At 54.6% G+C, this 24,129-nt stretch carries 21 protein-coding genes; 8 read left to right on the forward strand and 13 right to left on the reverse strand.

The window, feature by feature from the left end; all coding sequences use genetic code 11:
• Positions 1-22 precede the first annotated feature (22 nt).
• The 6 genes from HAP95_RS13690 (at position 23) to HAP95_RS13715 (ending at position 4,921) form a co-directional block, all read left to right on the forward strand.
• Positions 23-502 carry a hypothetical protein gene (locus HAP95_RS13690; RefSeq protein WP_215884714.1) on the forward strand — a complete coding sequence of 160 codons (480 nt, stop codon included), beginning with the start codon at positions 23-25 and terminating at the stop codon, positions 500-502.
• Positions 503-937: 435 nt separating this feature from the next.
• Positions 938-2,392, forward strand: coding sequence for a cytochrome ubiquinol oxidase subunit I (locus tag HAP95_RS13695; RefSeq protein WP_215884715.1), 1,455 nt, complete (start codon positions 938-940; stop codon positions 2,390-2,392).
• A gap of 89 nt (positions 2,393-2,481) precedes the next feature.
• On the forward strand, positions 2,482-3,564 hold the full coding sequence (locus tag HAP95_RS13700) for a cytochrome d ubiquinol oxidase subunit II (protein ID WP_215884716.1): 1,083 nt from the start codon (positions 2,482-2,484) through the stop codon (positions 3,562-3,564).
• 79 nt (positions 3,565-3,643) lie between these two features.
• Positions 3,644-3,943, forward strand: coding sequence for a hypothetical protein (locus HAP95_RS13705; protein WP_215884717.1), 300 nt, complete (start codon positions 3,644-3,646; stop codon positions 3,941-3,943).
• A gap of 15 nt (positions 3,944-3,958) precedes the next feature.
• Positions 3,959-4,180 carry a hypothetical protein gene (locus tag HAP95_RS13710; protein WP_215884718.1) on the forward strand — a complete coding sequence of 74 codons (222 nt, stop codon included), beginning with the start codon at positions 3,959-3,961 and terminating at the stop codon, positions 4,178-4,180.
• 30 nt (positions 4,181-4,210) lie between these two features.
• Positions 4,211-4,921, forward strand: coding sequence for a Crp/Fnr family transcriptional regulator (locus tag HAP95_RS13715; protein WP_226832789.1), 711 nt, complete (start codon positions 4,211-4,213; stop codon positions 4,919-4,921).
• Positions 4,922-5,069: 148 nt separating this feature from the next.
• Here HAP95_RS13715 and atpC read toward each other — a convergent pair whose 3' ends face one another.
• From atpC to HAP95_RS13780, 13 genes are read right to left on the reverse strand one after another with little or no spacing between them, the layout of a single operon-like run.
• Complete coding sequence (gene atpC, locus HAP95_RS13720; RefSeq protein ID WP_215884719.1) at positions 5,070-5,585, reverse strand: ATP synthase F1 subunit epsilon; 516 nt, start codon at positions 5,583-5,585, stop codon at positions 5,070-5,072.
• 27 nt (positions 5,586-5,612) lie between these two features.
• Positions 5,613-7,922 carry a plasma-membrane proton-efflux P-type ATPase gene (locus HAP95_RS13725; RefSeq protein ID WP_215884720.1) on the reverse strand — a complete coding sequence of 770 codons (2,310 nt, stop codon included), beginning with the start codon at positions 7,920-7,922 and terminating at the stop codon, positions 5,613-5,615.
• Positions 7,923-7,950: 28 nt separating this feature from the next.
• Positions 7,951-9,246, reverse strand: coding sequence for a phosphopyruvate hydratase (gene eno / locus HAP95_RS13730; protein ID WP_215884721.1), 1,296 nt, complete (start codon positions 9,244-9,246; stop codon positions 7,951-7,953).
• 14 nt (positions 9,247-9,260) lie between these two features.
• Positions 9,261-10,688, reverse strand: coding sequence for a pyruvate kinase (gene pyk, locus HAP95_RS13735; RefSeq protein ID WP_226832790.1), 1,428 nt, complete (start codon positions 10,686-10,688; stop codon positions 9,261-9,263).
• The gene (locus HAP95_RS13740) at positions 10,685-12,076 is read right to left on the reverse strand and encodes an FAD-dependent oxidoreductase (RefSeq protein WP_215884722.1); all 1,392 of its coding nucleotides are present in this window, start codon (positions 12,074-12,076) and stop codon (positions 10,685-10,687) included. The genes pyk and HAP95_RS13740 overlap by 4 nt, the downstream gene beginning before the upstream one ends.
• 15 nt (positions 12,077-12,091) lie before the next feature.
• On the reverse strand, positions 12,092-13,048 hold the full coding sequence (locus HAP95_RS13745; protein ID WP_215884723.1) for a 1-phosphofructokinase family hexose kinase: 957 nt from the start codon (positions 13,046-13,048) through the stop codon (positions 12,092-12,094).
• Positions 13,045-14,052: a bifunctional enoyl-CoA hydratase/phosphate acetyltransferase gene (locus HAP95_RS13750; RefSeq protein ID WP_368356594.1), complete on the reverse strand. Its 1,008-nt coding sequence runs from the start codon at positions 14,050-14,052 to the stop codon at positions 13,045-13,047. The genes HAP95_RS13745 and HAP95_RS13750 overlap by 4 nt, the downstream gene beginning before the upstream one ends.
• Positions 14,018-15,205 carry an acetate/propionate family kinase gene (locus tag HAP95_RS13755; protein WP_215884725.1) on the reverse strand — a complete coding sequence of 396 codons (1,188 nt, stop codon included), beginning with the start codon at positions 15,203-15,205 and terminating at the stop codon, positions 14,018-14,020. Before HAP95_RS13755 ends, HAP95_RS13750 begins: the two co-directional genes overlap by 35 nt.
• On the reverse strand, positions 15,193-16,383 hold the full coding sequence (locus HAP95_RS13760) for a 2-oxo acid dehydrogenase subunit E2 (RefSeq protein WP_215884726.1): 1,191 nt from the start codon (positions 16,381-16,383) through the stop codon (positions 15,193-15,195). The genes HAP95_RS13755 and HAP95_RS13760 overlap by 13 nt, the downstream gene beginning before the upstream one ends.
• Positions 16,380-17,372, reverse strand: coding sequence for an alpha-ketoacid dehydrogenase subunit beta (locus tag HAP95_RS13765; protein ID WP_215884727.1), 993 nt, complete (start codon positions 17,370-17,372; stop codon positions 16,380-16,382). Before HAP95_RS13765 ends, HAP95_RS13760 begins: the two co-directional genes overlap by 4 nt.
• The gene (locus tag HAP95_RS13770; protein WP_215884728.1) at positions 17,369-18,433 is read right to left on the reverse strand and encodes a thiamine pyrophosphate-dependent enzyme; all 1,065 of its coding nucleotides are present in this window, start codon (positions 18,431-18,433) and stop codon (positions 17,369-17,371) included. Before HAP95_RS13770 ends, HAP95_RS13765 begins: the two co-directional genes overlap by 4 nt.
• A complete protein-coding gene (locus HAP95_RS13775) occupies positions 18,426-18,776 on the reverse strand; it encodes a carboxymuconolactone decarboxylase family protein (RefSeq protein WP_215884729.1) in 351 nt (116 codons plus the stop codon). The genes HAP95_RS13770 and HAP95_RS13775 overlap by 8 nt, the downstream gene beginning before the upstream one ends.
• A gap of 37 nt (positions 18,777-18,813) precedes the next feature.
• A complete protein-coding gene (locus HAP95_RS13780; protein WP_215884730.1) occupies positions 18,814-21,393 on the reverse strand; it encodes a plasma-membrane proton-efflux P-type ATPase in 2,580 nt (859 codons plus the stop codon).
• A gap of 256 nt (positions 21,394-21,649) precedes the next feature.
• On the opposite strand from HAP95_RS13780, the gene HAP95_RS13785 reads away from it, so the two are divergent.
• Complete coding sequence (locus tag HAP95_RS13785) at positions 21,650-23,029, forward strand: dihydrolipoyl dehydrogenase (protein ID WP_215884731.1); 1,380 nt, start codon at positions 21,650-21,652, stop codon at positions 23,027-23,029.
• A gap of 62 nt (positions 23,030-23,091) precedes the next feature.
• A complete protein-coding gene (locus tag HAP95_RS13790) occupies positions 23,092-24,126 on the forward strand; it encodes an HlyD family secretion protein (RefSeq protein WP_215884732.1) in 1,035 nt (344 codons plus the stop codon).
• The last annotated feature ends 3 nt before the right edge of the window (positions 24,127-24,129 follow it).

A 24,129-nucleotide genomic window follows, 5' to 3' on the forward strand; every position in this document is an offset into this window, starting at 1 on the left:
GCTCAACTTAAGGAGTATCTATATGTTCTCACAGCAAAATATGAATATTGGTATGCGTGGGGCGGGTCGTGATCCTGTCCGGGCTACCCGTCACCAACATGACCAGAATGTTTTCCATCGCCTTCTGGCGTTGCACGATGATATTCAGCGTGATCTGGAAATGTTGCCCGATGGGATTCGCTCGCGAACCCGTTCGCACAATCCGGAAGTGGTCACTTTATTGCATGATCACGTTCCTGCCATGAAGCAGCGCTTGCACGAAAATTTTGGCCTGCGTTTTTGGGATCCGGCTTTCGCCGAGCTGTTCGCTCAGCATGACAAAGTGCAAATGGAAGTCAGCCTGATTCCAGATGGCGTAATGATTGAAGAACGTAGCGATGATCCTAATGTGGTGACCCTGATCCAGGCCCACGGACAAGTGATTAATTTGTTCGTCGCCCATGGTGAAAAGCAGGCGCAGCAGGAAAGTCCTTTGCCGGCAGAGTACCGCCGGGTTTTGTAAGAGGCTTGTCCGTAGCCCAAAGTCCCTAACAGGTCAGCGACGTATTGTTCTGCGCCGCCGTCGAAAAGTTGCTCATGTCATTGTAACCGGTATTGTCGATGAACGTGCTTATCCCGAGACCCTTCCGCATTTGGAAGGGGGGCGTCACGGATAGTGCTTACAGGCATGGGCAAATTCCCTCTCGTTATCAGTTTCGAATTTCAGCCAAAGATTATCAATAGTCATTTTCGTGGACGGCTGGTGCATATGACCATGGTCAATTAGATTTTTGGTGGTTGAAATACACAATATAAGAATGACAAAAATCATTTCAGATCAGTAATATATTGATTGTTATAGAGCCAATAAAATGGCACAGATTATGCTGCATATGAGAATGCTGACTGGTATCTTAAAGCGGTCATCATGCCAACTTTTTCGTTGAAGGAGTTTGTTATGCTTGTTGAAAACTCATTACCCATCCTGTTGAGTCGACTCGACTTTGCTTGGATTACTTCTATGCACATCCTCTGGACCCCATTAACCATCGGGGTGTCCTGGATTCTTTTCGGGTTGGAAGTGGCCTGGCTGCGTTCTGGAGATGAACGATGGTATCGCTTGAATCGTTTCTTTGAAAAAATCTTTATTGTTAATTTCGGGGCCGGTGTGGCTACCGGTGTCACCATGGAAATGGCTTTTGGTATTCTTTACGGGCCGTTCTCGCAGGCCGTGGGTCCCTTCTTTGGGAATATTCTCGGCTTTGAAACCATTACTGCCTTTATGTATGAAGCCGGTTTCATTGGCCTCATGGTTTTTGGTTGGAACAAGATCGGCAAAGGTATGCATTTGTTTTCTACCTTCAACGTGGCGTTTGCTTCCAGTTTGTCGGCCTACTGGATTCTGGTGGCCAATGGCTGGATGCAGACTCCCGATGGCATCGTGCTGAAAGACGGCCTGTTTCAGGTGACGAATTGGTGGAGTGCCATTTTTAATGAGAGCAATAATTGGGGCTTTCCCCATATGTGGGTGGCTACCATGATCTTGGGCTTTTTTGTGTTGGCCGGGACCAGTGCCTGGTTTATTCTCAAGAATCGTCACGCCGATTTGTTCGTCAAGATGTTGAAGCCTGCTATTCTGGCGTTATTGATCGCGACGCCGATACAAATCTGGTTAGGGGATAGTCTGGGGGTCGATGTGGCCCATAGTGAACCGACCACACTGGCCGCCATGGAAGGACATTTTCATACTTATCTACCCGATGGTAAACCAAACACTGCCTGGAATCTGATTGCCATTCCCAACGCCGCCAACGATGCAAGTCTGTTTTCGATTCGGATACCCCATGTATTAAGTCTGCTGGAAACACACACCTTAAATGGCGTGGTTCCCGGTCTGGATCAGTTCCCGGCCAAGGATCGCCCCGATGTCTGGGTGCCTTTCTATTCCTTCCGGATCATGGTAGCCATCGGCTTCTTCCTGTTCTTTATGGCGCTATGGGGCACCATGCTCATCCTGCGTGGCCAACTCACCGTGGCAGGATTGCGTAAACGTCCCTGGTTTTTGCGGACGATGGTCTTTAGTGCTTTTTTACCGTATTTGGCCATATGGACGGGTTGGTGGACCCGCGAAGTAGGGCGTCAACCCTGGGTGGTTTATAACCTGATGCGCACCTATGAAGGCACCAGTCACATGGGGCTGGGACAGGAAATTGTCTGGTTTCTCGGATATGGCGTATTTGAACTGACCGTCTGGGCCGGTGCCTGGTATTTCTTCTCCCGCGTGATCCGCAAGGGTCCTGATCTGGAAAGTCCTTTACCGGGTGAGCCAGAACAGGATTCTGATCAGGAACACGCCGGTGGTGGATTGGCGAAACCGACCTTTGCCAAACCCACCTTCGGAAAATCTCATTAAGTGCTACCCGTACCCCGCAGTACGCTGCGGGGTACGTCCCGGAGGCCAAGCGCGGCTTCCAGGGATTTTGATTGAAGGAGTAATACAACATGTTTGATCTTGCCAGAATCGCCACCACCTTGACGACGTGGTGGTGGCTGTTACTCAGTCTGATGTTTCTCTTCTATATTGCCCTGGATGGTGCCGATCTGGGCGCCGGGGTGTTTGCTCTTTTTTCTCCGGAAGAGCAGGAACGTGGCGCCATTATGGCTTCCATGGCCGGTATGTGGGATGGCAATGAAACCTGGCTGGTCGTGGCCGGTGGCGTCCTGTTTGGCGCTTTTCCTCTGGTTTATGGATCGGCTTTCAACTATCTGATGATTCCTTTGATGTTCGCCTTATGGGGGATCATTTCGCGGGCTGTAGCCTTTGAGTTTCATGTCCATGCAACCGGAAGTAAGCGTTTTTGGGGTTGGGCATTTGCCGTCGGGAGTTTTATGGCGCCTTTTGGAGCTGGTGTGGCCTTGGGAGCCACTTTGCAGGGCTTTCCCATGCAGGCCGGTGCGGCCATGGCCAAAGGGGCTCCAGGCCTTTTTGTAAATTCGCCCGTTCCACATTTTACCGGGACGGCACTCACTTTTCTGACCCCCTTCAGTATCTTCACCGGTTTTGGAGCCGTCATTACGGCCGGGCTGGCAGGCGGTCTTTACCTGTGTGCACGCTTTGAAAAAGGCGATCCGATCAACGTCAAGGCACAGCGCTGGACGACTCTTTTCTCTTATCTGGCCTTGATTGCAATCGTTATTACTCTGGTATGGTCCTATGCCATTTTCCCCTGGGCAGCCGCAAAATGGACAGGTCCTTATTGGTGGGTATGGGCTTTGTGGCTCTTGGTGGTCCTGTTTTTCGCCTTCAAATCCATGATGAACCATTCCATGCAAAAAGACTTTGTTGCCTTGCTGTGGGGTGAAGGGGTTGTGGTTCTCCTGTGGTTTGCTATGTGGGCCACCATGTTTCCCTACATTGTTCCGGAAACCTGGACCATCCAGGCGGCCGCCAATCCGGCTAATTCCATTGCCGTGTTTACGTTGTTCATGACCGGGTTTGTGCCCATCATGATTATGTACAATGCCTATCAAATCTGGGTATTCCGGGGTCGTACGACGAAAATGGCCAGTTACGGCGGTCATTAGAACCTGAAGGGAAGGGCAGGCTTTTCGCTGTCCTTTCCCCATGTTGCGTAGCAGACGGAAACTATTCATGGAGTTATTTATGAAAATCAGATCTTCTTTAACGGTTCAGAGCGAACCCGAAGCTCAACTCGATGCCCGTGCCATTCTGGATATTCTCGATGTACTGGAAACACGCCATGATCTGGTCAATGAGCAATGGTATGCGTTGCGAGCAGAACTCACCACCCTGAATGAAGAGCAGGTGTTGGATAATCAGTCTCAAAAAAAGGTGTCCGATCGCAGTTTGCTCATGGAGCAGGAGTTGTCGCGCTATCAGCGGTTTTTCCGGGTGCTGCGGCAGAACCTGATCAGAACGCGGAGCGAGCAGTGCTTCCCGTAAGAGGTTTGCGAATCCATGCTACAACAAGACACTTTTATCAATGATATGAACCGGATTCTCGGCTGTTTGCGGGGAGGCCCCATGACAGCTACAGAAATGGCTAGTATTCTCCATTTGGGTATGGAGCGTATCCAGCCCGTTATTCACCAACTGGCGGCCCAACAAATTATTGGTGCACCCCGTTGTATTACGGATGTGCATGATCAGCAGATCCCTCTTTGGGAGATGAAAGAGTAATCCGTTTTTCAATCGACGAGGATGAACCTATTGCAAAATCCGTCGTGGAAAATGACTGGCGAATCAGACTGTTTACTTTGCCCAATGCGCCAACTCAGCATTTTTGCAGGGCTCACCATAGAGGATCTGTCTCCTCTGGGTATGGTGGTGGAAGATATTCACTTACCGGCAGGAGCCACTCTCTATCGTCAGGGAGAAAACGCACGGTATGCTTTTACATTACGATCCGGCGCGATGAAGCTCAGCGTTCATAGGCGCCATCAGGATGAAAACCGTATTGTGCGTCTGTTGAGATATGGCGATTTGCTGGGATTTGAAGGCCTGAATCAAGCGCGCCTTCATTATCAACATACGGCGACGGCTCTCGATGCATCGGATTTGTGCTTGCTGGATCTGACTGCGTTAAATCGCTTGTCCGAAGATCGCCCGAAAGTTCGCCAGGCATTAATAGGGCGATGGCAGAGTGCGTTGGAAGAGGCGGAGTTTCAACTGGTTGAAATCGGCGCGGGAAAAGCCGAAGCCTGCGTCGCTGCGTTTTTATGTCATTGGTGCAGAGTGTTTCCCGACGGTGCCTGGGTACCCTTTCCTATTGAGCGCAAAGAACTGGCGGATTATCTGGGATTTTCTGCTGCACATGTTTCAAGGGTTATGGCAGATTTCAAACGCAACGGTTATGTTAAGGAATCCGGTAAACGGATCAACATACAATATATCCCTTTACGGCGTATTGCCGGGGCCTGAATAACGAAATCCAGTCTCGGGATGTTCAATTTTGGTCCGAAACCCATGGTGAAAAGCAGGCGCAGCAGGAAAGTCCTTTGCCGGCAGAGTACCGCCGGGTTTTGTAAGATCGCTAGTTCAGGGACTATCAGCTATCCATTTGTAAGATTCAGTCTTCCAATGTTTGTACATTAATTTCAGGGACGCCTTCCAGAGGAGGGCGTTCCCAGCGGTATTCCAGCTTTTCATTTCCCTGTCGCGCCTGCTGATATTTTTGAAAGGCCCTGAGCTTGGCTATTTCACCTTGCAACGCCAATTCAGCGGCGACAAAGTCCATTTCCGAGGCCTTACGCTCTTTCAGAATGCGCTCAGCGGCGCTGATACGATTTTGGCTGAGTTTGGGATCAATATCGCTTACGCGTAGTCCGTTGTTGGCCAGAACAGTAACCATTTCGTGCTGAACCTCAACCAGTCCGCCTTCAATGAAAAGAATTTCCTGTGGCCCTTCAACGGGGGTGATGCGTAATTCGCCAGCCCGGAGAATGCTGATTAACGGCGCATGACCGGCCAAAATGCCCAGTTCACCCAATTCACCGGGCACGACCACAAAAGTGGCCAGACCGGTATAGATTTCGCCATGAACATCGACGATCTGAAGACGAAAATGACGTGGCTTTTCGATCATGGTATTTCTTTGCTCCAGATAAAATACTTAGGTGTGCGTCAGTTTTTGTAGCAGGGGAACCTTGATCTGGTCCAGCAACAGCGTATAGATAACAGTCGCTCCCAGCAGACAAAGTACAAAAATCCAGGGAATAGGGGCCATCAACCATCCCACTATTGCCAGAAAACTGACAATCAGGATGTCTATCAGACTGGCGACGCTGAGGAATGTTCCGGGCCTGGAGGCCCAGAGATGACCGCGCTCCCGGACCAGAAAGACATTGGCTAATCCTGAGAATACCAGGCCGAGAAAATCCAGAGTCTGTACTGAGGGGGTAGGTAAATGGAGGCTACGGCCCACGGCATAGACCGCAAATATATAGACAAGCCAAGCGATAGCGACAGCGAGGGAGGAGAAGACCAGGGTACGGATTGCCCAGCGATCCGGTTGGGGTGAGGGACGGACGTTATCTTCTGCCAGGGACATGGTCACAAAATCGTTGGCAAAGAGCAGCAACAGGACCAGCAGGGGAGTGACCACAAAGCTGCGGAAAAATAAAAATCCCAGACTCAGAAACAGGGCCACCTGAAAGACTTTGACAATTTTGTTCAGGGTATAGGTGAGCATGCGCTGGTACACGCGACGGCCGGTGATAACCGCTTCCAGTACCCCTTGCAGTCCGGGGGTGGTCAGTACAATGCTGGCAGCGGCCTTGGCCACATCGGTGGCGCTTTCCACCGCTACCCCCATTTCTGCCTGCTTGAGTGCGGGAGCGTCATTCACCCCATCGCCGGTCATGCCGACAATCCGGCCCTTTTTTTGGAGCCCCTGGACCAGATGGAACTTGTCGGCAGGGAAGACCCCGGCATAAACCCCGCAATCTTCTGTGATTTGCCCCCGTTCGCAGACCTTACCGTCAATACCCAAGGTGCTGGCGACGCTTTGCGCGGTCTGGACGCTGTCTCCCGTCACCATCCGGACCTGCACGCCCAGTTTCTGGAGTTGTTGAACCACGTCCTTGGCATCAGGGCGGATAGGGTCTGACAGGGCCAGCAAACCCAAAAAGCGGGGCTGGCCATCGGGTCCTGCCGCAACAGCCAGTACTCGTGCGCCGCTGGCGGCCAATTGTGCAGTGCGACTTTCCCAGTCTGCATCATTGCAGAGCTTGGCGATGATTTGCGGGCTACCCTTCATGGCGCGCCACTGATTGCCCTCCTGGGTAAAGGTGCCTTCAGAGCGCTTGCTGGCCGGATCAAAAGGCACGAACTGCGCACGGGTTGGCGGACTGATTGGCCTTTTGTTACTTTCCTGGAGAATGGCCAAATCAATGGGATCCTGGGTAGAACTGTCACTGGCCAGGGCGGCCATGCGCAGCAAGTCCTCCTCTTTGACATCCGGCCAGGGCTGAACCTGACTGAGGCTGAGACGATTCTGGGTAAGGGTGCCGGTTTTATCGCTGCACAAATCGTTCATGGCCGCAGCCTCTTCCACGGCGGCCAGGCGGGTCACCAGCACCCCGCGATGGACCAGATGCAAGGAAGCAATGGCGGTGGCGAGGGTGAAGGTGGCTGGCAGGGCTACAGGTACGGAGGCGACCAGCAAAATCAAGGCGAAGGGTAAAATGTTGGCGAGCGGGATTTGTTGCACCATGGCATAGGCGAGAATGGCGAGCACCAGCAGAACGTCCATGGCGACCAGATAGCGCACAATACTGAGAACCAGTTCTTCCAGATGGCTTTTGGCACCCGCGCCACGGACCAGTTCGGCGGTTTTGCCGAAATAGCTTTTGGCCCCGGTAGCGGTGACTTCCCCACTGGCCTCTCCGCGTTTCACGATGGAGGCGGAATACAGGGTGCTGTCTGCCGTACAATCGACGGGCATGGATTCTCCGGTCAAGGCGGATTGATCGACCAGGACATTACCATCCGTCAGCTGCAGATCGGCGGGAACAATATCCCCCACGCGCACATGAACCAGATCACCCGGAACCAGTTCGGCAGCTGCCAGAGTTTGCCAGTTGCCATCCCGGCACACCCGGGCCTGAATACGCAGGCGCTCACGCAGCAGGGCCAGGGCGTTTTGGGCTTTGCGTTCCTGGCTGAAGCCCAGTATCCCGTTAAAAAGTAACAGTAATCCGATAATGATGGCTTCCGGCCACTTGGCGAGCAGCACCTCCAGAACAAAGGTGGCTTCCAGCATCCAGGGGACAGGCGCCCAGAATTTGTGAAGGAACAACAGCCAGGTTTTGGGGGCTTCCTCGACGACGGCATTGGGTCCGTATTGTGTCAGACGTTTTTGCGCCTCGGCACTGCTAAGCCCGTTGCTGGTGTGAATGGAAGAACCGGATTCAAGACTCATGGCTGCTGTTCCTCGCGTGTCAACTGCTTTATTCGCGCACTGGCCGCACAAAGGCCTTTTTACCGGCAAAGCTGGCGGCCGTGCCCAGTTCTTCTTCAATCCGCAGTAACTGGTTGTATTTGGCCACCCGCTCACCCCGGGCTGGCGCTCCGGACTTCAGGTGACCGGTGTCCAGGGCCACGGTCAGATCGGCAATAAAATCATCGGTAGTTTCGCCGGAGCGATGCGAGACGAAAGCCCCCCAACCATGAAACTGGGCCAGCCGGGTGGCGGCGATGGTTTCAGTCACTGTACCAATCTGGTTGAGCTTGATCAGCGTTGAATTGGCAATGTTGTCTTCAATGGCCTGAGCAATGATTTTCGGATTGGTACAGAAAATATCATCACCGACCAGTTCGATGCTGCTGCCCAGTTTTTCATTGAGCAGTTTCCAGTTTTCCCAGTCATCTTCTGCCAAACCATCTTCCAGCAAAACTACCGGATAATTACGGACGATTTCTGCATAATAATCGACCATTTCGGCACTACTCAGGGCCCGGTTTTCCGTGCGTAACTGGTATTTTCCGTCTTTAAAGAATTCCGAAGAAGCCGGGTCAATGGCTATGCCGCAATCTTTTCCGGGTTCAAATCCGGCACGGCGGATGGCCTCGACCAGCAGGTCATAGGATTCATGATTGGAATCGACGGCGGGGGCAAAGCCGCCTTCGTCACCGACACCGACAGAAAGATGTTTTTCCAGGAGCAGGGCCTGCAGGGCATGGTAGATTTCCGCACCCCAGCGGAGAGATTCGCGGAAGCTGTCAGCCCCATAGGGAACCAGCATACATTCCTGAAAATCGGCCCCCTGCCAGTGCGCATGGACGCCGCCATTCAACACATTAAAACAGGGCACGGGCAGGCGGGTAGCACCCGGTCCGCCGAGGTAAGCATAAAGCGGCAGGTCACAATAATCAGCGGCGGCACGGGCGCAAGCCATGGAAACGCCCAGAATGGCATTGGCACCGAGCTTGCCTTTGTTATCGCTGCCATCCAGACCGATCATGGTCTCGTCAATGGCTTTTTGGTCGCGTACATCCAGATCCTGCAAGTCGGGGGCAATGATTTCTTCAATGTTCTGAATGACCTGACGAACGCCTTTGCCACCAAAACGATGGGCGTCGCCATCACGGAGTTCCACGGCCTCCTTGCTGCCGGTGGAAGCTCCCGAGGGTACGGCGGCGCGGGCGTGTTGCCCATTGCTGAGATACACTTCCACTTCTACTGTGGGGTTGCCGCGCGAATCCAGAATTTCGCGGGCGATAATGTCTTCAATCAAGCTATCCATAAAATACTCTCCTGTTATTGCGTGGCAGAAACATCCAGATGAATGATTTCCAGGCGGTTGGTTCCTCCCGGGTGACCCTTGCTGGGTCCTTGTGTCAGTAAAATCAAGCCTTTTTCAACAGCGTTACTGAGCAGCCAGCGGCGCGCCGCCTCTTCCCAGCCACTTTCAGGGCTCGGCATTTCTATAGGATAGACCCCATAGTGCAAACAGAGGCGCTGACAGGTTGCAGCATGGGGACTCATGGCCAGAATCCAGGGTTCAAGACGAAACCGTGCAATGCGTGCGGCCGTTGTTCCGGTTTCTGTAGGGGTTACTACAAATAAAGGATTCAGCCGCTCGGCGCTGTGCCGAACATTGCTGGCAATCATGGATTCCACGCTAGGCGTATCCTGCAGATCGTCAGCACTCAGGGGATTGAGTTCCGCCCGGTTTTTTTCGGTAACGCGCGCAATTTCCGCCAGCATTTTTACGGCTTCTACCGGAAAATCGCCCATGGCGGACTCTTCCGAGAGCATGATGCAGTCCGTACCATCGAGGATGGCATTGGCTACATCGGTCACTTCCGCACGGGTTGGCCGTCGGTTATGCACCATAGACTCCAGCATTTGCGTGGCGGTGATAACGGGTTTACCCACGGCCCGCGCCTTACGGATCAGACGTTTCTGGATAATGGCAATTTCTTCGATAGGCACTTCCACGCCCAGATCCCCGCGCGCCACCATGATGGCATCGGTGGCGTCGATAATCGCATCAATATGCTTCCAGGCCCGCGCTCTTTCGATTTTGGCGACCAGAAAGGGATGAAATCCCAGAGCATTGGCTTCGCGGCGGGCGGCGTGCAGGTCTTCGGCGCTTTCCACAAAGGAAACACTCAGACCGTCGACCCCGGCCTCCAGGGCAAATGCCAGTAATTTCCGATCGGCAGCGGTGAGCGCGCCACCCTCCAGATAAACACCCGGTAAATTGACGCCTTTATGGGAAAGCAGTAAGCCACCCACGATCACCAGACATAAAACGCCCTGCGCATCATGTTTTTCTACCCGAAGTTCCAGAAAACCGTCATTCAGATAAACCGTATCGCCCTTGACGAGAGGCTTGGCAAGGCGCGGCAGTTCCAAAGGAATGGCTTGGGCTGTGCCCGGCGCGCCGGGAGCCAGCAGAACATGATCCCCATGTTTGAGAGTGACCGGGGCAGGCAAGCTGCCAATGCGGATTTTCGGGCCGGGCAGATCGGCCAGAATGGCGACGCGATGCCCGGTCTTGCGGGCGGCATCATGGATGCGGGCAATACGCGCCCGATGTTCATCGGCGGTGCCGTGGGCCAGGTTGAGGCGGGCGACATTCATACCCGCCCGGATCATCTGTTCCAGGACCTTGGGCGCATCAGATGCGGGTCCGATGGTGCAGACAATTTTGCTGCGATGTTTGGGGAGCTTCATCATTGGCTGTCATCCACGCAGGGGTGGAGGAGGGCGTAATGGCGTTGCAGGGCATCTCCAGTTGCGGCAACCAGCGGATGCAAGGAAGGGGTCAGGCGCGGCTGGCTGCCAAACTGCATGCTGACCAGATCGGGTGCGGTAGCATGCATCTGAATGGCAAGGCCGATGGTATTGACCAGTTCCCCGGTGGTGGCACCGCCCAGGACCTGTCCGCCCAGGATTTGCAGGGAGTCAGCAGCAAAAATGACGCGGCAGAAAATTTCCGTGGTGTTGGGCATGGAGGCCGGATGATGGTCGGGCAGGCGGGCTTCTCCACTCAAAATCGGAAAACCTTCCTGTTCGGCCTGATGTTGGGTCAACCCGGCCACCCCAAAGGCCAAACCATCAATTTCACTGGCGTAGACGCTTACCGAGCCGGCATTGGAGCGCAATTGACGCAGGCCATACAAATTCATTCCGGCAATGCGACCTTCAGCGGCGGCTTGTGAGGCGATCATGGCATGATTGGCTTTGCGCGTAAAAAAGTCCTGTTTGTGGGCACAATCACCCACAGCAAAAATATGCGGATCTTCCCGCGTGCGTTGAAAGGCATCGACCCAGATACCGCCAGAGCGGCTCAGGGTCAGGCCCATGGCTTTGGCCAGATCCACCTGGGGACGGGTGCCGATGGCAATCAGAACGGCATCAACCTCCAGGCCATCCTGTCCGGCGATCTGCACTTGGCCTACCCGTTTGCCATCAGCGTCGGCAATGAGGGCTTCCACCTTGCAACCGGTATGAATATGGACGCCGTGCGCGCTGAGCTGCTTTTCCACCGCCGTGCAGGCATCCAGATCAAAGGCCGCCTGCATCAAATGGGGCAGCATCTCGACAATGTGGACCTCAATACCGCGCTTGCGGATTTCGTCGGCAAATTCCACACCGATAAACCCTCCGCCAATAATCGCCAGCTTTTTGATTTGCGGGATCAGGGTACTGAACAGTTTGTCGAGATAGTCATAATCCTTGTGAATACTGAAAACGCCTTCCAGTTGGGTGCCCGGAATGGGCGGAATGAAGTTTTCGGCCCCGGTAGCCAGAACCAGACGTTGCCAATGGATGAGATCGCCGTTTTCCAGGGTGGCAGTGTGCGCGCTGCGATCTATGCTGGCGACTTTACCAACCTGAAGTTGCCCCCCTGCCGCGAGCAGCGGCGCACGTCCGGCCATGTCTTCTTCGGTGCCCCCCAGGGTGCCGAAAATATAGGGAATCCCGCAGGGAATGACGGCGTCCGTTTCGGGACGGAGCACCAGAACCTTTTTGTGGGGAGAAAACTGGGCGGCGGTCATGCCCGTCATCATTCCGGCGGGACCACCGCCAATAATCAGAATATCCGTTGTACTTTCCGTCATGTCATAAAACTCCTTTTAAATGTCGAGCATCTTGACGTTGACCTGCTGCAGCAGGTCAACCACCTGACTGTGGGTAAATATTTCCGTACCAGGCCGTGCCGCCGTGCCGCTGCCACAAGCAACGGCCAGCCGCAACGCCTCGGCGGGACTTTGCTGGCGTGCCAGCGCTGCCACCAGTCCGGCAACCATGGAGTCTCCGGCGCCAACGGTGGATTTGATCGCTACGGTTGGGGCCTTGGCCAGATAACTGCCGTCGGGACCAACCAGCAGGGCGCCATCACCGCCCAGCGAGACGCAAACGTACTGGACGCCTTCCCGTTGAATGGCGCGGGCTTCCTGAGCAACGTCTTCCAGTGTCGGTAACTCGCGCTGTCTGAGCACAGATAACTCATAGCGATTGGGTTTGATGAGAAATGGCTGGTGGTGAAGGGCCATTTGCAATAACGCGCCATGGGCATCGACAATGGCCTTGCCATTATTAGCCTGCACCTGATCCACCATGTCGCCATATATAGGATCGGGCACCCCCGGAGGAACCGAGCCGGTGAGCACCGCATATCCGCCCTTGCAGAGTTCCAGAAAGGTTGCTTTGACGGTACTGAGCGCGAGCTCGGAAACCCGTGGACCGATACCGGTCACTTCAAACTGCGCAGGGGGATCTCCCTGGAGAATGGTGGCATTGATCCGGGTTTCGCCTTCCACATGCACGCAATGCGGGCTGTCCAGTTGATGCTGCAGCAGCTTTTGCAACAGTTCGCCAATATTCCCGGCCACGATGCAGCAACTATGGGCGCAGACCAGGAGCTCCTTGAGCGCGCGGGCCACATTCACGCCGTTACCGCCAGGATCATAGCGCGTCGTGAGGGCATGACTTTTCTGATCGGGAATCAGGTGCGGCACTTCATAGGCAATATCTACCGCCGGATTGAGGGTGAGGGTGGCGATGGCCTGACATGGCTCAGATTCCGTCATTCAGAATGGGCTCCCGTTTTGTGGTAGTGAATCAGTGCAGCCAAGGCCGCCGAAACCAGTCGGGCCCGGGCAGGATCAGCCCGGGAGGTGAGGATGACGGGCACTTTGGCACCCATGACAATGCCAGCCATGGTGGCTCCGGCCAGATATTCCAGGTCCTTGGCGAGAATATTGCCAGACACCAGATCGGGTACCAGCAGGATATCGGCATCTCCCGCGACTTCGCTGCGGATGCCTTTGATCTGCGCCGATTCTTTGGAAATGGCATTATCAAAAGCCAGGGGTCCATCGACCAGCGCATCGGTAATTTGACCGCGCTCGGCCATTTTGGAGAGACAGGCGGCATCCATGGTCGAGACAATAGCCGGGTTGACGACTTCTACCGCCGAAAGAATAGCGGCCTTGGGGTGGGCGACATCCAGAATATGCGCGAGGTCAATGGCATTTTGCAAAATGGCGGCTTTGGTCGGCAAATCCGGGGTGATATTGATGGCCGCATCGGTAATCAGCAGCAGTTTGTGATAGCTGGAAATATCGGTGACGAATATATGGGAAAGACGTTTTTCCGTACGCAGTTTGGCGAGAATGGGATGGAGAAAAGCATCACTGTGCAAATGCCCTTTCATCAGCGCTTTTGCTGCTCCCGAAAGAACCATCTCCACGCCCTTGGCGGCGGCATCATCGGGATTGTCGGCGGCGACGATCTGAAAGTTGGGACAGGTACCCGAATCGGCCTCCATCTGTTGGAGCAGATGCCGGATTTTATCCGGATCGCCGATGAGAATGGGTTCAATAATGCTTTGTTTTTTGGCTTCACAGGCACCGCGCAACACATGTTCCTCAGCCGCATCCACCACCGCTACAGGAATATCCGGGAGGGGTGCTATGGCAGCGAGCAGATCATCGAAGTGTGGATAGGACATCTTTGATTCCTCCGGGGTTGGGTTTATCCATATAACGTATTGAGATTCATGGGGTACCCGTGCCCAGTAGGCGCAGGGTATGGCGAGCGATCATCAGATCCTCATCGGTAGGCATCACCAGTACCTCAATGGGGCTTTCCCGGGCGGAAATCCTGCGGGCCGCCTGAGCGACGGCGGAATTGGCCACGGGGTCCAGATGAAACCCCAGCGCTTCCAGAGGGCGACAGATGGCCCAGCGCACGGCCGCTGCGTGTTCGCCAATGCCGCCGGTAAAAATCAGGCGCTGAACGCTGCCCAGCACCGCCATGAGGCTGCCGATATGCTTGCGGGCACTGTAGGCAAACTGGGCAATGGCCTCTGCCGCATGCGGATTCTGTTCACGTTGCTGAAGCAGGGTCTGCATATCGCCGCTACAGGCCGAAATCCCCAGCAATCCGGAAAGATGATTGAGCAGCCGCTCCAGTTGCGGCGCGGTGTAGCCTTTTTCGACCATTAAATAAAGAAGAACACCGGGGTCCAGATCCCCGGAGCGGGTGCCCATGACCAGGCCACCAGTGGGGGTTAATCCCATGGTGGTGTCCAGACAGTGGCCATCCACAACCGCCGCCATGCTGGCCCCATTCCCCAGATGGGCAATGATCGTAGGCGCTTTCCCCTGATCCGGGAGCTGGCTGACAATGTACTCGTAAGAGAGGCCATGAAAGCCATATTTGCGCACCCCTTCTTCCCAGAGATTGCGCGGCAGCGGCAGCCGTGCGGCGACTTCCGGCATGCTTTGGTGAAAAGCCGTGTCCAGGCAGGCGACCTGAGTTTTCTCCGGCCAGATTTTTTGCAGGGACTCGATGGCGGCAATTTCAGCCGGCAAATGCAGGGGAGCAAAAGCCAAGGCATTGCGCAGATCGTGCAGGACGGCCTCATCAATGCGCACATGCGCCTGGCGATGCGGTCCGCCGGAAACAATTCGGTGACCAATGGCATCGGGATGGGTGATACCCCGTTCGGTCAATGCCTGCACAATGGCCTGCAAAGCGGCCGATTGATCCGGGAAGGCTTGTTGTCGGTCCAGTACCCGTTGACCGGCCTGTTCCAGCCATATTCTTCCCACGCTTTGACCAATGCGTTCTACGGCTCCTTCAAGCTGCTGCCGCTCAAGCCCTGTGCCGAAAGCAAACAGGGCAAACTTGATGGAAGAGGAGCCACTATTGATGGACAAAATCTGGGTTATGTCAGCCAAGACAGGTCCTCCAGACGTTTGCCCAGACGTTGCAGAAAACGCGCCGCATCTGCACCGAAAATAACCCGATGATCACAACTCAAGGTGAAATCCGTCAGCCCGTCGCTACCGGCAGCAGCCACCGCCAGAATGGCTGCTGCCCCCGTGGGCACAATGGCATTGAAGCGCTCAATTTCCGGGAAAATTCCCAGATTGGACAAATAAAAGCTGGCCCCCTGATAGTCCCTGGGCGTGACCCGGCCTTTTTTGATTTTGCCCAGCAGGATGCGCCAATCCTCGGCGAGCTCGGATAATGCCCGACCTGCAGCATCCCGCAGCACCGGAGTAATCAGCCCTTCACCGGTATCCACGGCAATCCCTAAATCTACCCGCTGCCGCTTGGCCAGACCCTGGCTGGTCCAGACGTGATTGAACCAGGGATCTTCGGCGACGCAAAGGGCACAGGCTCTGCCCAGCGCCAAGGTGAAACTCCACTTGTTGTCCTTGGCTACTTTTTGCAAGGGGGCCAGATCAAAGCGGCTGCTGATCAAAAAAGTCGGTGTATGGAGGGTGGCTGACATGTTACGGGCGACGGCAGACCGCAGGGCACTGGGCTTTTCCATCTGGTAGGGTGGACCCATGCGCAAGTCCACGTCCTGAGGCGCTAACGCTACAGCCAGCACCTGACTGGCATGTACCACACCATCCGCTCCCGGCGTGATCTGGCGCGGATCCAGATTCAGATCTGCCGCCAGGGCGCGGGCGTAAGGAGAAATCAGCGCCCCGTCGGCATGGTCGCCGGACTTTTCCGATCCTGTCACGGGACTCTGCCTTGTCGGTGCAAAAGGGGTTGCCTGGGACGGGTCTGGAACGGGGTTTGCTGTTCCCGGTACCGGAACAGGCACCGGTACAGCTTGCGCAGCCACTTCATGAGGCTCCGGCGCAATGGTCGGCTCATCTTTTTGGTCAACGATGTACCCGATAACCTGGCGTACAGGAATATCCGTGCCCGTAGCCGCCAACGGTCCAGCCAGAAAACCATCCGCAAAGGCTTCCACGTCCAGAATCGCTTTATCCGTTTCTACTTCGGCAATGGCCTCGCCCTTTTGGATGGTATCGCCAACGGACTTGTTCCAGCGCGTCAGACGACCGGTTTGCATGGTATCCGACAATACTGGCATGGTAATGGGATTTTTCATGACTGACCTCCGGGCGTGCCCAACATTTGGCGGACTGCGCTAATGATGTCTTCCGTACGCGGGATGCTGGCCGCTTCGAGTTTGCCATTGAAGGGGGTGGGTATATCCAGGCCGGCCACCCTCTGGATGGGTCTATCCAGAAAATAAAAGCAGCGTTCCTGAAGGGTGGCGCTCAATTCCGCACCCGCTCCGGCAAAACGGCAGTCTTCTTCCACAATCAGACAGTGATGGGTTTGCTGCACGGATTGCACGCAGGTATCCCAGTCGATGGGCGCCAGACTGCGCAAATCAATGACCGTCATTTCAATGCCTTCTTTGGCGAGAAACTCCGCAGCTTCCAGAGCCAGAATCACCATCCGGGAATAAGCGATGCAGGTCACGTCCCGTCCGGAACGACGGAGCAGGGCCTGATGAATAGGTGGAGCAACAGCCTTTTCATTGACATCGCCCTTACTGAAATACAGCAGTTCATGCTCCAGGACAATGAGCGCATCATCACTATGAATAGCCTGACGTAATTGCCAGTAGGCATCCTGGGGCGTGGCCGGAACGGCTATCCGCAATCCGGGCACGTTCATCAGGGTATGCTCCAGGCGCTGGGAATGCTGGGCACCCAGTTGCCGGGCAATACCTCCCGGCATGCGAATGGTCAGAGGCATGGGAAATTGCCCGCCGGACATGAAAGGAATTTTCGCAGCCATATTGATGATGGCGTCAATGGCAAACAGGGCAAAATTGATGGTCATGATTTCGACGACCGGGCGCAGACCCAGCATGGCGGCACCCACACCAAGGCCGGTAAAGCTGTTTTCGGAAATAGGCGTATCGCGCACCCGCCATTCGCCATATTTGGCCATGAGACCTTCCGTCACCCGGTAGGTCCCGCCATAAAGACCCACGTCTTCGCCCAGCGTGATGACGGTCTCGTCCGCCGCCATTTCTGCATCCATGGCACGATTCAGCGACTGCCAATAAAATAGGTCGCTCATGGGGCTGTCTCCATCAGTACTTCATAACGGCGGTTGTGATGAAATACGGACCAGGCATCCTGCATATCCGGCTCCGCGCTTTGTTGGGCAAAACGGACGGCGTCATCTACTTCCGCCTGCACTTCCTGACGTAATCGAGTAATTTCCGCCTTGTCGAGATGCCCTTCCTGGCAGCAATGGTCACAAAAGTGGCTGATGCAGTCGGCCCCGACGGCGGCCATGGCGTCTGCTGAGGGATAAGCGGACTCTGCTTCGTGGATGGCTGCGGCAATGGGATCGTTGGCCTGGTAGGCATTCAGTTCCACGTTGGGGCGATAGCTCGCCGGATCAGCCATAGAGTGCCCGCGATAACGGTAGGTTTCCAGCTCCAGAAACTGGGGGCCGTCGCCGCTGCGGACCCGCTCCAGAGCCTTTCGGGCAGCAGCATGCACAGCAAGAACATCCATGCCATCCACTTTTTCCGCCGGAATCCCATAGCCGCAGGCGCGCTTATAGACCTCGGTAATGGCCGAATGGCGGTGAATTTCCGTGCCAATCTGATAATGATTGTTCTCACAGACAAAGAGAATGGGAAGTTTCCAGAGAGCCGCCATATTCAGGGATTCATGAAAAGTACCCTGGTTGACCGCTCCATCGCCAAAAAAGCAGATCACGGCTTCCGGCAGACGACGGTAGGCGACGGCGTAAGCCGCTCCCAGGGCGATGGGAAAGGTTTCGCCGACAATGGCATAGCCCCCCAGAAAGCGCCGACTGGCATCAAAAAGATGCATGGAACCACCCATTCCCTTGCTGACGCCGGTAATTTTGCCATGCAATTCCGCCATGATTTCCTGAGCGGGAATCCCCCGGACCAGGGCATGGACATGCTCCCGGTAGGTACTGACGACATAGTCCCCCGGTTCGGCGGCATGCAATACGCCTACCGCTACCGCCTCCTCACCCGGATACAGGTGCAAAAAGCCGGCAATCTGTCCTTGGGCATACCCCTGTGCAGCGGCCTCTTCAAAAGCGCGGGCACGAAGCATGTCCCGGAGCATGGCGCGCATCTGCAGTCTATCCATGGTGGTCCTCCGGCAGTAATTCATCCAGCGCCTTGTTCAGGGGTACCAGATACATCAAGGCCGGGCCACCATGCATAATGACCGCCATGAAACCGGCACTCATGATTTCATCGCGACCGGCTCCGGCTTCAATGGCGTTTTTCGTGTGCAAGGCAATGCACCATTCACATTGCGCGGCCACCGACAGGGCCACGTTGATCAATTCCTTTTGTACCGCACTTAGGGCCGGGTTTCCTTCCGCCTTCCCCATAAAGCCCAAAAAGGAATTGATTTCCGCTGGATAATCCTGCTTGAGATTTTCCATCAGCTGCTTTACATCGGCGATACGTTCTTTAGCGGTCATGGTATTTCTCCGAATCAGGGTGTGAACTACGGGAACATTATTTTGAATCTCCGCCTCTCATAAAATGGGTAAAAGCCTGCCGAATGTTCCGTTGAAACCCTGCACCATCCCGTTCAAACTGCGTCAGCGCGGGTTGCAGAGAGAGATTGAGGGTGCGCAAAAACCGGCTCTGATGTTCTGCCTCATGATCCATCAGGCGATGAATGCCCAATTTGGCAAGGTCGGCCAGCAGCATCCACACCATGTTGTATGCCCATACCAGTCCAATGGTCGTCCACGGTACCGCCGTCATCAGCCAGCCCAAGCCAACAATAGCCACGCCCACAATCTGGGTACCCAGAATGGCCAGCAAGAGAATGGGAGCAGGGTAGGGTGGGCGCCAGAAAGGCCCGCGCACCCGGGTCAGGAACAACAGGAGATGTCCGCCGGCAATCAGCTGCAGGAACATAATGCTCTGTGCTTCCGGCAAAGGAATATGAAACACAAAGCGGGTGATAAGATAGAGTCCAAAAGTACCAGCAAAAGCCAGGAGACCCATGGCCGAGGACAGGCTTAGTACTCTCGGCATTTCCCAATGAACGGGTGATTTCTGTACGGCAGTATGGTCCCAGGCAATGGTCATGATGGGAATGTCATCGAGCAGGGAGAGCAGGACCACCATGATGGCCGTCAACGGATAGGCGTTGAAAATCAACATGGCAATGACCACAAAAAACAGAATATCCAGAGTCATGGCGATTCGATACACGGTATAACTGGTCATCCGCTCAAAAATACGCCGCGCCTCTTCAACAGCTTTGACGATAACATTCAGTCCCGGAGCCGTCAGGATCAGGGCAGCAGCACCGCGTGCAGCGTCGGTGGCTCCAGATACAGCAATACCCACATCCGCCTGTTTCAACGCCGGAGCATCGTTCACCCCGTCACCCGTCATGGCGACAATATGCCCGCGTTGCTGCAAGGCTTTGACAATGGCGTATTTGTGTTCAGGAAATACCTGAGCAAAACCATCGGAGTGTTCGATTTCATCGCCCAGTGCCTGGGATAACGCCCCGCCCTCGGCAAACTTCGAGAGACGGTCATCAACGGTCAGAATATGGGTGCCCAGATTGAGTTGGCCGGCAATTTCACTGGCAATGGCCTGATGATCTCCAGTCACCATCTTGACTTCAATGCCGTGTTCCTGCGCCTCCATGATGGTTTGCTTGGAATCGACCCGGGGAGGGTCCAGCAGGGAAAGAATGCCGAGAAAATTCCAGTTCTGCCCATCATCGTCGGAACGGACCACACCCAACGTACGGAACCCCTTGGCGGCGGCGTCTTCCACCACTTTTTCGGCCTTGCCGCGCTCGCTGTCAGTCAGTTTGGCCATGTCAATGAGGACTTGAGGTGCCCCCTTGCTCACCCGAAACTTTTGTCCGTCGCTTCCGTGAATTTGTCCTTCCGTACGCTTGGAGATGGGATCAAAAGGAATGAATTTGTCCTGGGTGAAAGCCGCCAGAGTTTTATCGCGCTCGGGAAGTCCGGCAAGCACGGCATTATCAATGGCATCGGCGTCTTCGGCCTTGCTCGCCAAGGCAGCGGCGAGAATGATTTCCTGCGCGTTTTGTGCAGTAAACAGGGCACTTTCACCCAGGGTGATCTTGTTTTGCGTTAAGGTTCCGGTTTTGTCCGAGCAGAGAATATCTACTCCGGCCATTTCCTCAATAGAAGTCAATTTGGAAACGATGGCCTTCATGCGCGATAGAGCAAGAGCCCCCAGGGCCATGGTGACCGACAACACCGCCGGCATGGCGACTGGAATGGAAGCCACCACCACGACCAGGACAAAAGCCAGCAGGGTTAAAAAAGGCAAGCCACGGACTAATTCTACAATAATCAGCAATAATGAAAGGGATAGTGCCAGAACAATTAAAAAGTTACCGATATTGAGTACGGCTTTTTGAAAGTGCGAAACGGGAGCGGCTTTTTGTACGAGGCTCGCCGTGCGTCCGAAAAAAGTCGCAGAACCTGTTGCATAGACCAGTCCCAGCATTTCACCCTGCTTGGCAATGGTTCCGGAGTAGGCCACATCTCCGGGTTTTTTATTGACCGGTAAAGACTCGCCCGTCAGAGCCGATTGATCCACGGACAGATAATCACCAGATATGAGTTTGATATCTGCCGGTAAAATATCCCCCAAGCGCAGACGAACGACGTCACCCGGCACCAGTTGCGCTGCGTCAATGTTTTGCCATTGTTGATCCCGCAGGACCCGCGCCTTGAGGGCCAGTTGATTTTTCAGCGCCTTGAGGGCGTCATTGGCGCCTTTTTCTTCCCAAAAGCCAATGCCACCGTTGATGAGCAGCATGGCAAAAATGACGAAAAAGCTCTTCCAGTCGCTGTTGATGGCCGACAAAATGGCTGCAACTTCAATCATCCAGGGGATCGGTGCCCAAAAGTAGGAAATCAATCTACGCCAAAGCGGTGTTTCTTTTTCTTCCAGCAGGTTGCTGCCAAATTGCGCCAGACGGGCACTGGCTTCGCTGCTGCTTAAACCTTTATCGCTACTTTCCAGAGCCTGAAAGCTGGCATCCAAATCCAGGCTTTCAAAACTCTTTGCATCAACCGGTTGCATGCGACGGTCTCCCTTTATGAAAATTCTCCGCTACCCAAACTCGTTTTGTAGCTGCTTCACAATTCAAATCTCAATATCCTAATATAAGATAGCATAAGATTCGGTCGGTCAATCGGGCTTCACATTGTTTATGATCATGAGTATAGACAACGTGAGAAAACCATCATGAATTTTAATGGTATATTCATATCTGCCTGTTTCTTTTTGTGGGCTATGCTAGGCTTTATGGGTTGGATTCAACGTGGAGAGCAGCAAAATGACCGTTAATGAAGTGGATTTGTTGTGCGTAGGCGCTGGTGGAGGGGCTTATCCGGCCGCTTTTCGTCTGGCAAAAGCCGGAAAAAAAGTGCTCATGGTCGATCCGAAGGGGGTCATGAGTGGAAACTGTCTGTATGAAGGTTGCGTTCCCTCCAAGGCGGTTCGTGAAACAGCCGCTTTCTACCAGGATGCTCAGCGTTTTCAGCCCTTCGGTCTCGCGGGCAATCTGCAAGTGGATTTTGCCGCCATGATGCAGCACAAAGATGCCATTCAGGAGCGGCGTTATGCCCAGCACGCAGCAGAACTGGCAGCAGAACCCCGTATCCGCTTGACCAAGGGACTAGCACGCCTGATAGATCCTCACACGGTGAAAGTAGATACGGATGCGGGAACGGATACCTATCATGCCCAGCATATCCTGATAGCCAGTGGCTCGGATGTGTTCACTCCGCCCTTGCCCGGTGCTGAATGGTGCTTGACCAGTCATGATCTTTATAAACCTTCGCCAGCCATGCGGACCTTTCCCAAAAAAATGCTGATTATTGGCGGCGGTTACATAGGTCTGGAAACGGCGACATTTTTTGCTGCCTTGGGTACTGAGGTCACCTTGCTGCAAAAAGGTGCACAAATCCTGAACGGCATGGATCCGACTATGGTCAATCTGTTGCTGCCTTTGCTTCCCAAAGGGCTTGAACTACGCACTAATGTAGAGGTGCAGCGCGTTGAAAAGACAGGCACTGGTCGTCGAGTTGTCTGGCTTCAGGACGGCGAGGAACAAAATCAGGAGGTCGATGCAGTCCTGCTCGCCGTAGGGCGTCGTCCGGTCATTCCAGAGGGTGCAGAAGCGCTGGGCATTGCGTTTGATCATCATGGTATTCAGGTGGGCCCCAGTCTGCAAACCCGCTTTCCGCATATTTATGCGGCAGGGGATGTCAACGGGCGGGTGCCTCTTTTTCATGCGGCGGTGCGCCAGTCTCTGGTGGCAGGCCACAATATTCTGGCGGGGAATGTTCCTGCTGATTATGCGGATTTTGACCATGTGCCCACAACGGTATTCACCTTGCCGGCGGCTGCTTATATTGGTCTGACTCCAGCCAAAGCGCCTCCCGGATCATTGCTGGAAGCCCACTATGCATTTTCGGAAGATTCCAGAGCGCAAATTCTGGAACGTATGGATGGCGAAATACGGCTCTTCTTTGAGCCTGGAAGTTTGCGGATTCGTGGTGCCTGGATTGTGGGCATTGACGCAGGTAGTCTGATTGGTCAGGTCGGTACGGCCATTGCCGGCGGGATGACGGCCTATGACCTGGCCCGCTTTGCCGATCAGCATCCGATGTCAGCCGAGGGTATTGGCAAGGCCGCCCGCAGCATAATGTAGATCACCCTATGCGATTGGTATCAGCACCATTGTCGGGTTTTCAGCCGAGGAGTATTTAACGCATGGCTATCCAGAAAAAAAAGCTGATCATTGTGGCGGTAGTGGCTCTCGCCATTGCGGGTGCAGTCGCCTATTGGCAAACACGACCGACTGCACCCAGCGATCAGGTAACGGTTTATGGTAATGTCGATATTCGTCAGGTGCAGACAGCCTTTGATGATAATGGCCGGCTGCTCAATCTCCTGGTTCAGGAGGGCGACCGGGTCAAAAAAGGCCAGCCATTGGCAGACATTGATCCAGTGCGCTTTCAGGATTCGGTAGACAAAGCCAGCGCCGCTGTTGCTGCTCAGGAGCAGGTTTTAGCGCGCCTTTTGGCGGGTTCCCGTCCCGAAGAAATTGCCGAGGCTCGGGCGCAGGCTACAGCCGCCCGGGCAACGCTGGCGAATGCCGAAATCACCTGGAAACGCCAGGAGTCTCTTGCTGCCCAGCAATTTGTCCCTCAACAAAGTGTCGATAACGCGGCGGCTGTCCTGAAGACCGCCCGTGCCAATGCCGACCACGCCCAACAGGCATTGGCTCTGGCTGTCAAGGGACCGCGCAAGGAGGACATTGCGGCAGCACGGCAAATGCTGCGGGCCGATAAGGCGGGTTTGTCTTTGGCGCAGCGCGAGCTGGTAGACACGCGTCTCTACGCACCCGATGCCGGCGTGGTTCAGGACCGTATTCTGGAGCCGGGCGATATGGTTTCTCCGCAGACGCCAGTGTTTACCCTGGCGCTGGATAATCCGGTTTGGGTACGTGCCTACCTGCCGGAAAAAGCGCTGGGTCAGGTTCGCCTGGGCATGAAAGCAAATATTCAAAGTGATTCCTTTCCCGGCAAAACATTTTCCGGCTGGGTGGGTTTCATTTCACCCACCGCAGAATTTACGCCCAAGACCGTGCAAACCACCGAATTGCGCACCGAACTGGTCTATCGAGTGCGGGTTTATGCCTGTAATCCCCGGCATCAGTTGCGTCTCGGAATGCCCGTTACCGTGCATGTCTCCTTGCAAAACAATCATCCGCAAAAATTGTCTGCGCATCCCTGCGGAAACTGAGTC

This window comes from Acidithiobacillus sulfurivorans (genome assembly GCF_018853815.1).
Taxonomy (GTDB): Bacteria; Pseudomonadota; Gammaproteobacteria; order Acidithiobacillales; family Acidithiobacillaceae; genus Acidithiobacillus; species Acidithiobacillus sulfurivorans.

Bases quoted from the DNA above. Each gene is read 5' to 3' on its own strand.
- HAP95_RS13710 (WP_215884718.1), top strand. From the start codon at position 3,959: ATGCTACAACAAGACACTTTTATCAATGATATGAACCGGATTCTCGGC.
- HAP95_RS13725 (WP_215884720.1), bottom strand. From the start codon at position 7,922: ATGAGTCTTGAATCCGGTTCTTCCATTCACACCAGCAACGGGCTTAGC.
- HAP95_RS13770 (WP_215884728.1), bottom strand. From the start codon at position 18,433: ATGGATAGACTGCAGATGCGCGCCATGCTCCGGGACATGCTTCGTGCC.
- HAP95_RS13785 (WP_215884731.1), top strand. From the start codon at position 21,650: ATGACCGTTAATGAAGTGGATTTGTTGTGCGTAGGCGCTGGTGGAGGG.
- HAP95_RS13745 (WP_215884723.1), bottom strand. From the start codon at position 13,048: ATGACGGAATCTGAGCCATGTCAGGCCATCGCCACCCTCACCCTCAAT.
- pyk (WP_226832790.1), bottom strand. From the start codon at position 10,688: ATGATGAAGCTCCCCAAACATCGCAGCAAAATTGTCTGCACCATCGGA.
- HAP95_RS13700 (WP_215884716.1), top strand. From the start codon at position 2,482: ATGTTTGATCTTGCCAGAATCGCCACCACCTTGACGACGTGGTGGTGG.
- HAP95_RS13780 (WP_215884730.1), bottom strand. From the start codon at position 21,393: ATGCAACCGGTTGATGCAAAGAGTTTTGAAAGCCTGGATTTGGATGCC.
- HAP95_RS13765 (WP_215884727.1), bottom strand. From the start codon at position 17,372: ATGAGCGACCTATTTTATTGGCAGTCGCTGAATCGTGCCATGGATGCA.
- HAP95_RS13775 (WP_215884729.1), bottom strand. From the start codon at position 18,776: ATGACCGCTAAAGAACGTATCGCCGATGTAAAGCAGCTGATGGAAAAT.
- HAP95_RS13760 (WP_215884726.1), bottom strand. From the start codon at position 16,383: ATGAAAAATCCCATTACCATGCCAGTATTGTCGGATACCATGCAAACC.
- atpC (WP_215884719.1), bottom strand. From the start codon at position 5,585: ATGATCGAAAAGCCACGTCATTTTCGTCTTCAGATCGTCGATGTTCAT.
- HAP95_RS13705 (WP_215884717.1), top strand. From the start codon at position 3,644: ATGAAAATCAGATCTTCTTTAACGGTTCAGAGCGAACCCGAAGCTCAA.
- eno (WP_215884721.1), bottom strand. From the start codon at position 9,246: ATGGATAGCTTGATTGAAGACATTATCGCCCGCGAAATTCTGGATTCG.
- HAP95_RS13740 (WP_215884722.1), bottom strand. From the start codon at position 12,076: ATGACGGAAAGTACAACGGATATTCTGATTATTGGCGGTGGTCCCGCC.
- HAP95_RS13695 (WP_215884715.1), top strand. From the start codon at position 938: ATGCTTGTTGAAAACTCATTACCCATCCTGTTGAGTCGACTCGACTTT.
- HAP95_RS13790 (WP_215884732.1), top strand. From the start codon at position 23,092: ATGGCTATCCAGAAAAAAAAGCTGATCATTGTGGCGGTAGTGGCTCTC.
- HAP95_RS13690 (WP_215884714.1), top strand. From the start codon at position 23: ATGTTCTCACAGCAAAATATGAATATTGGTATGCGTGGGGCGGGTCGT.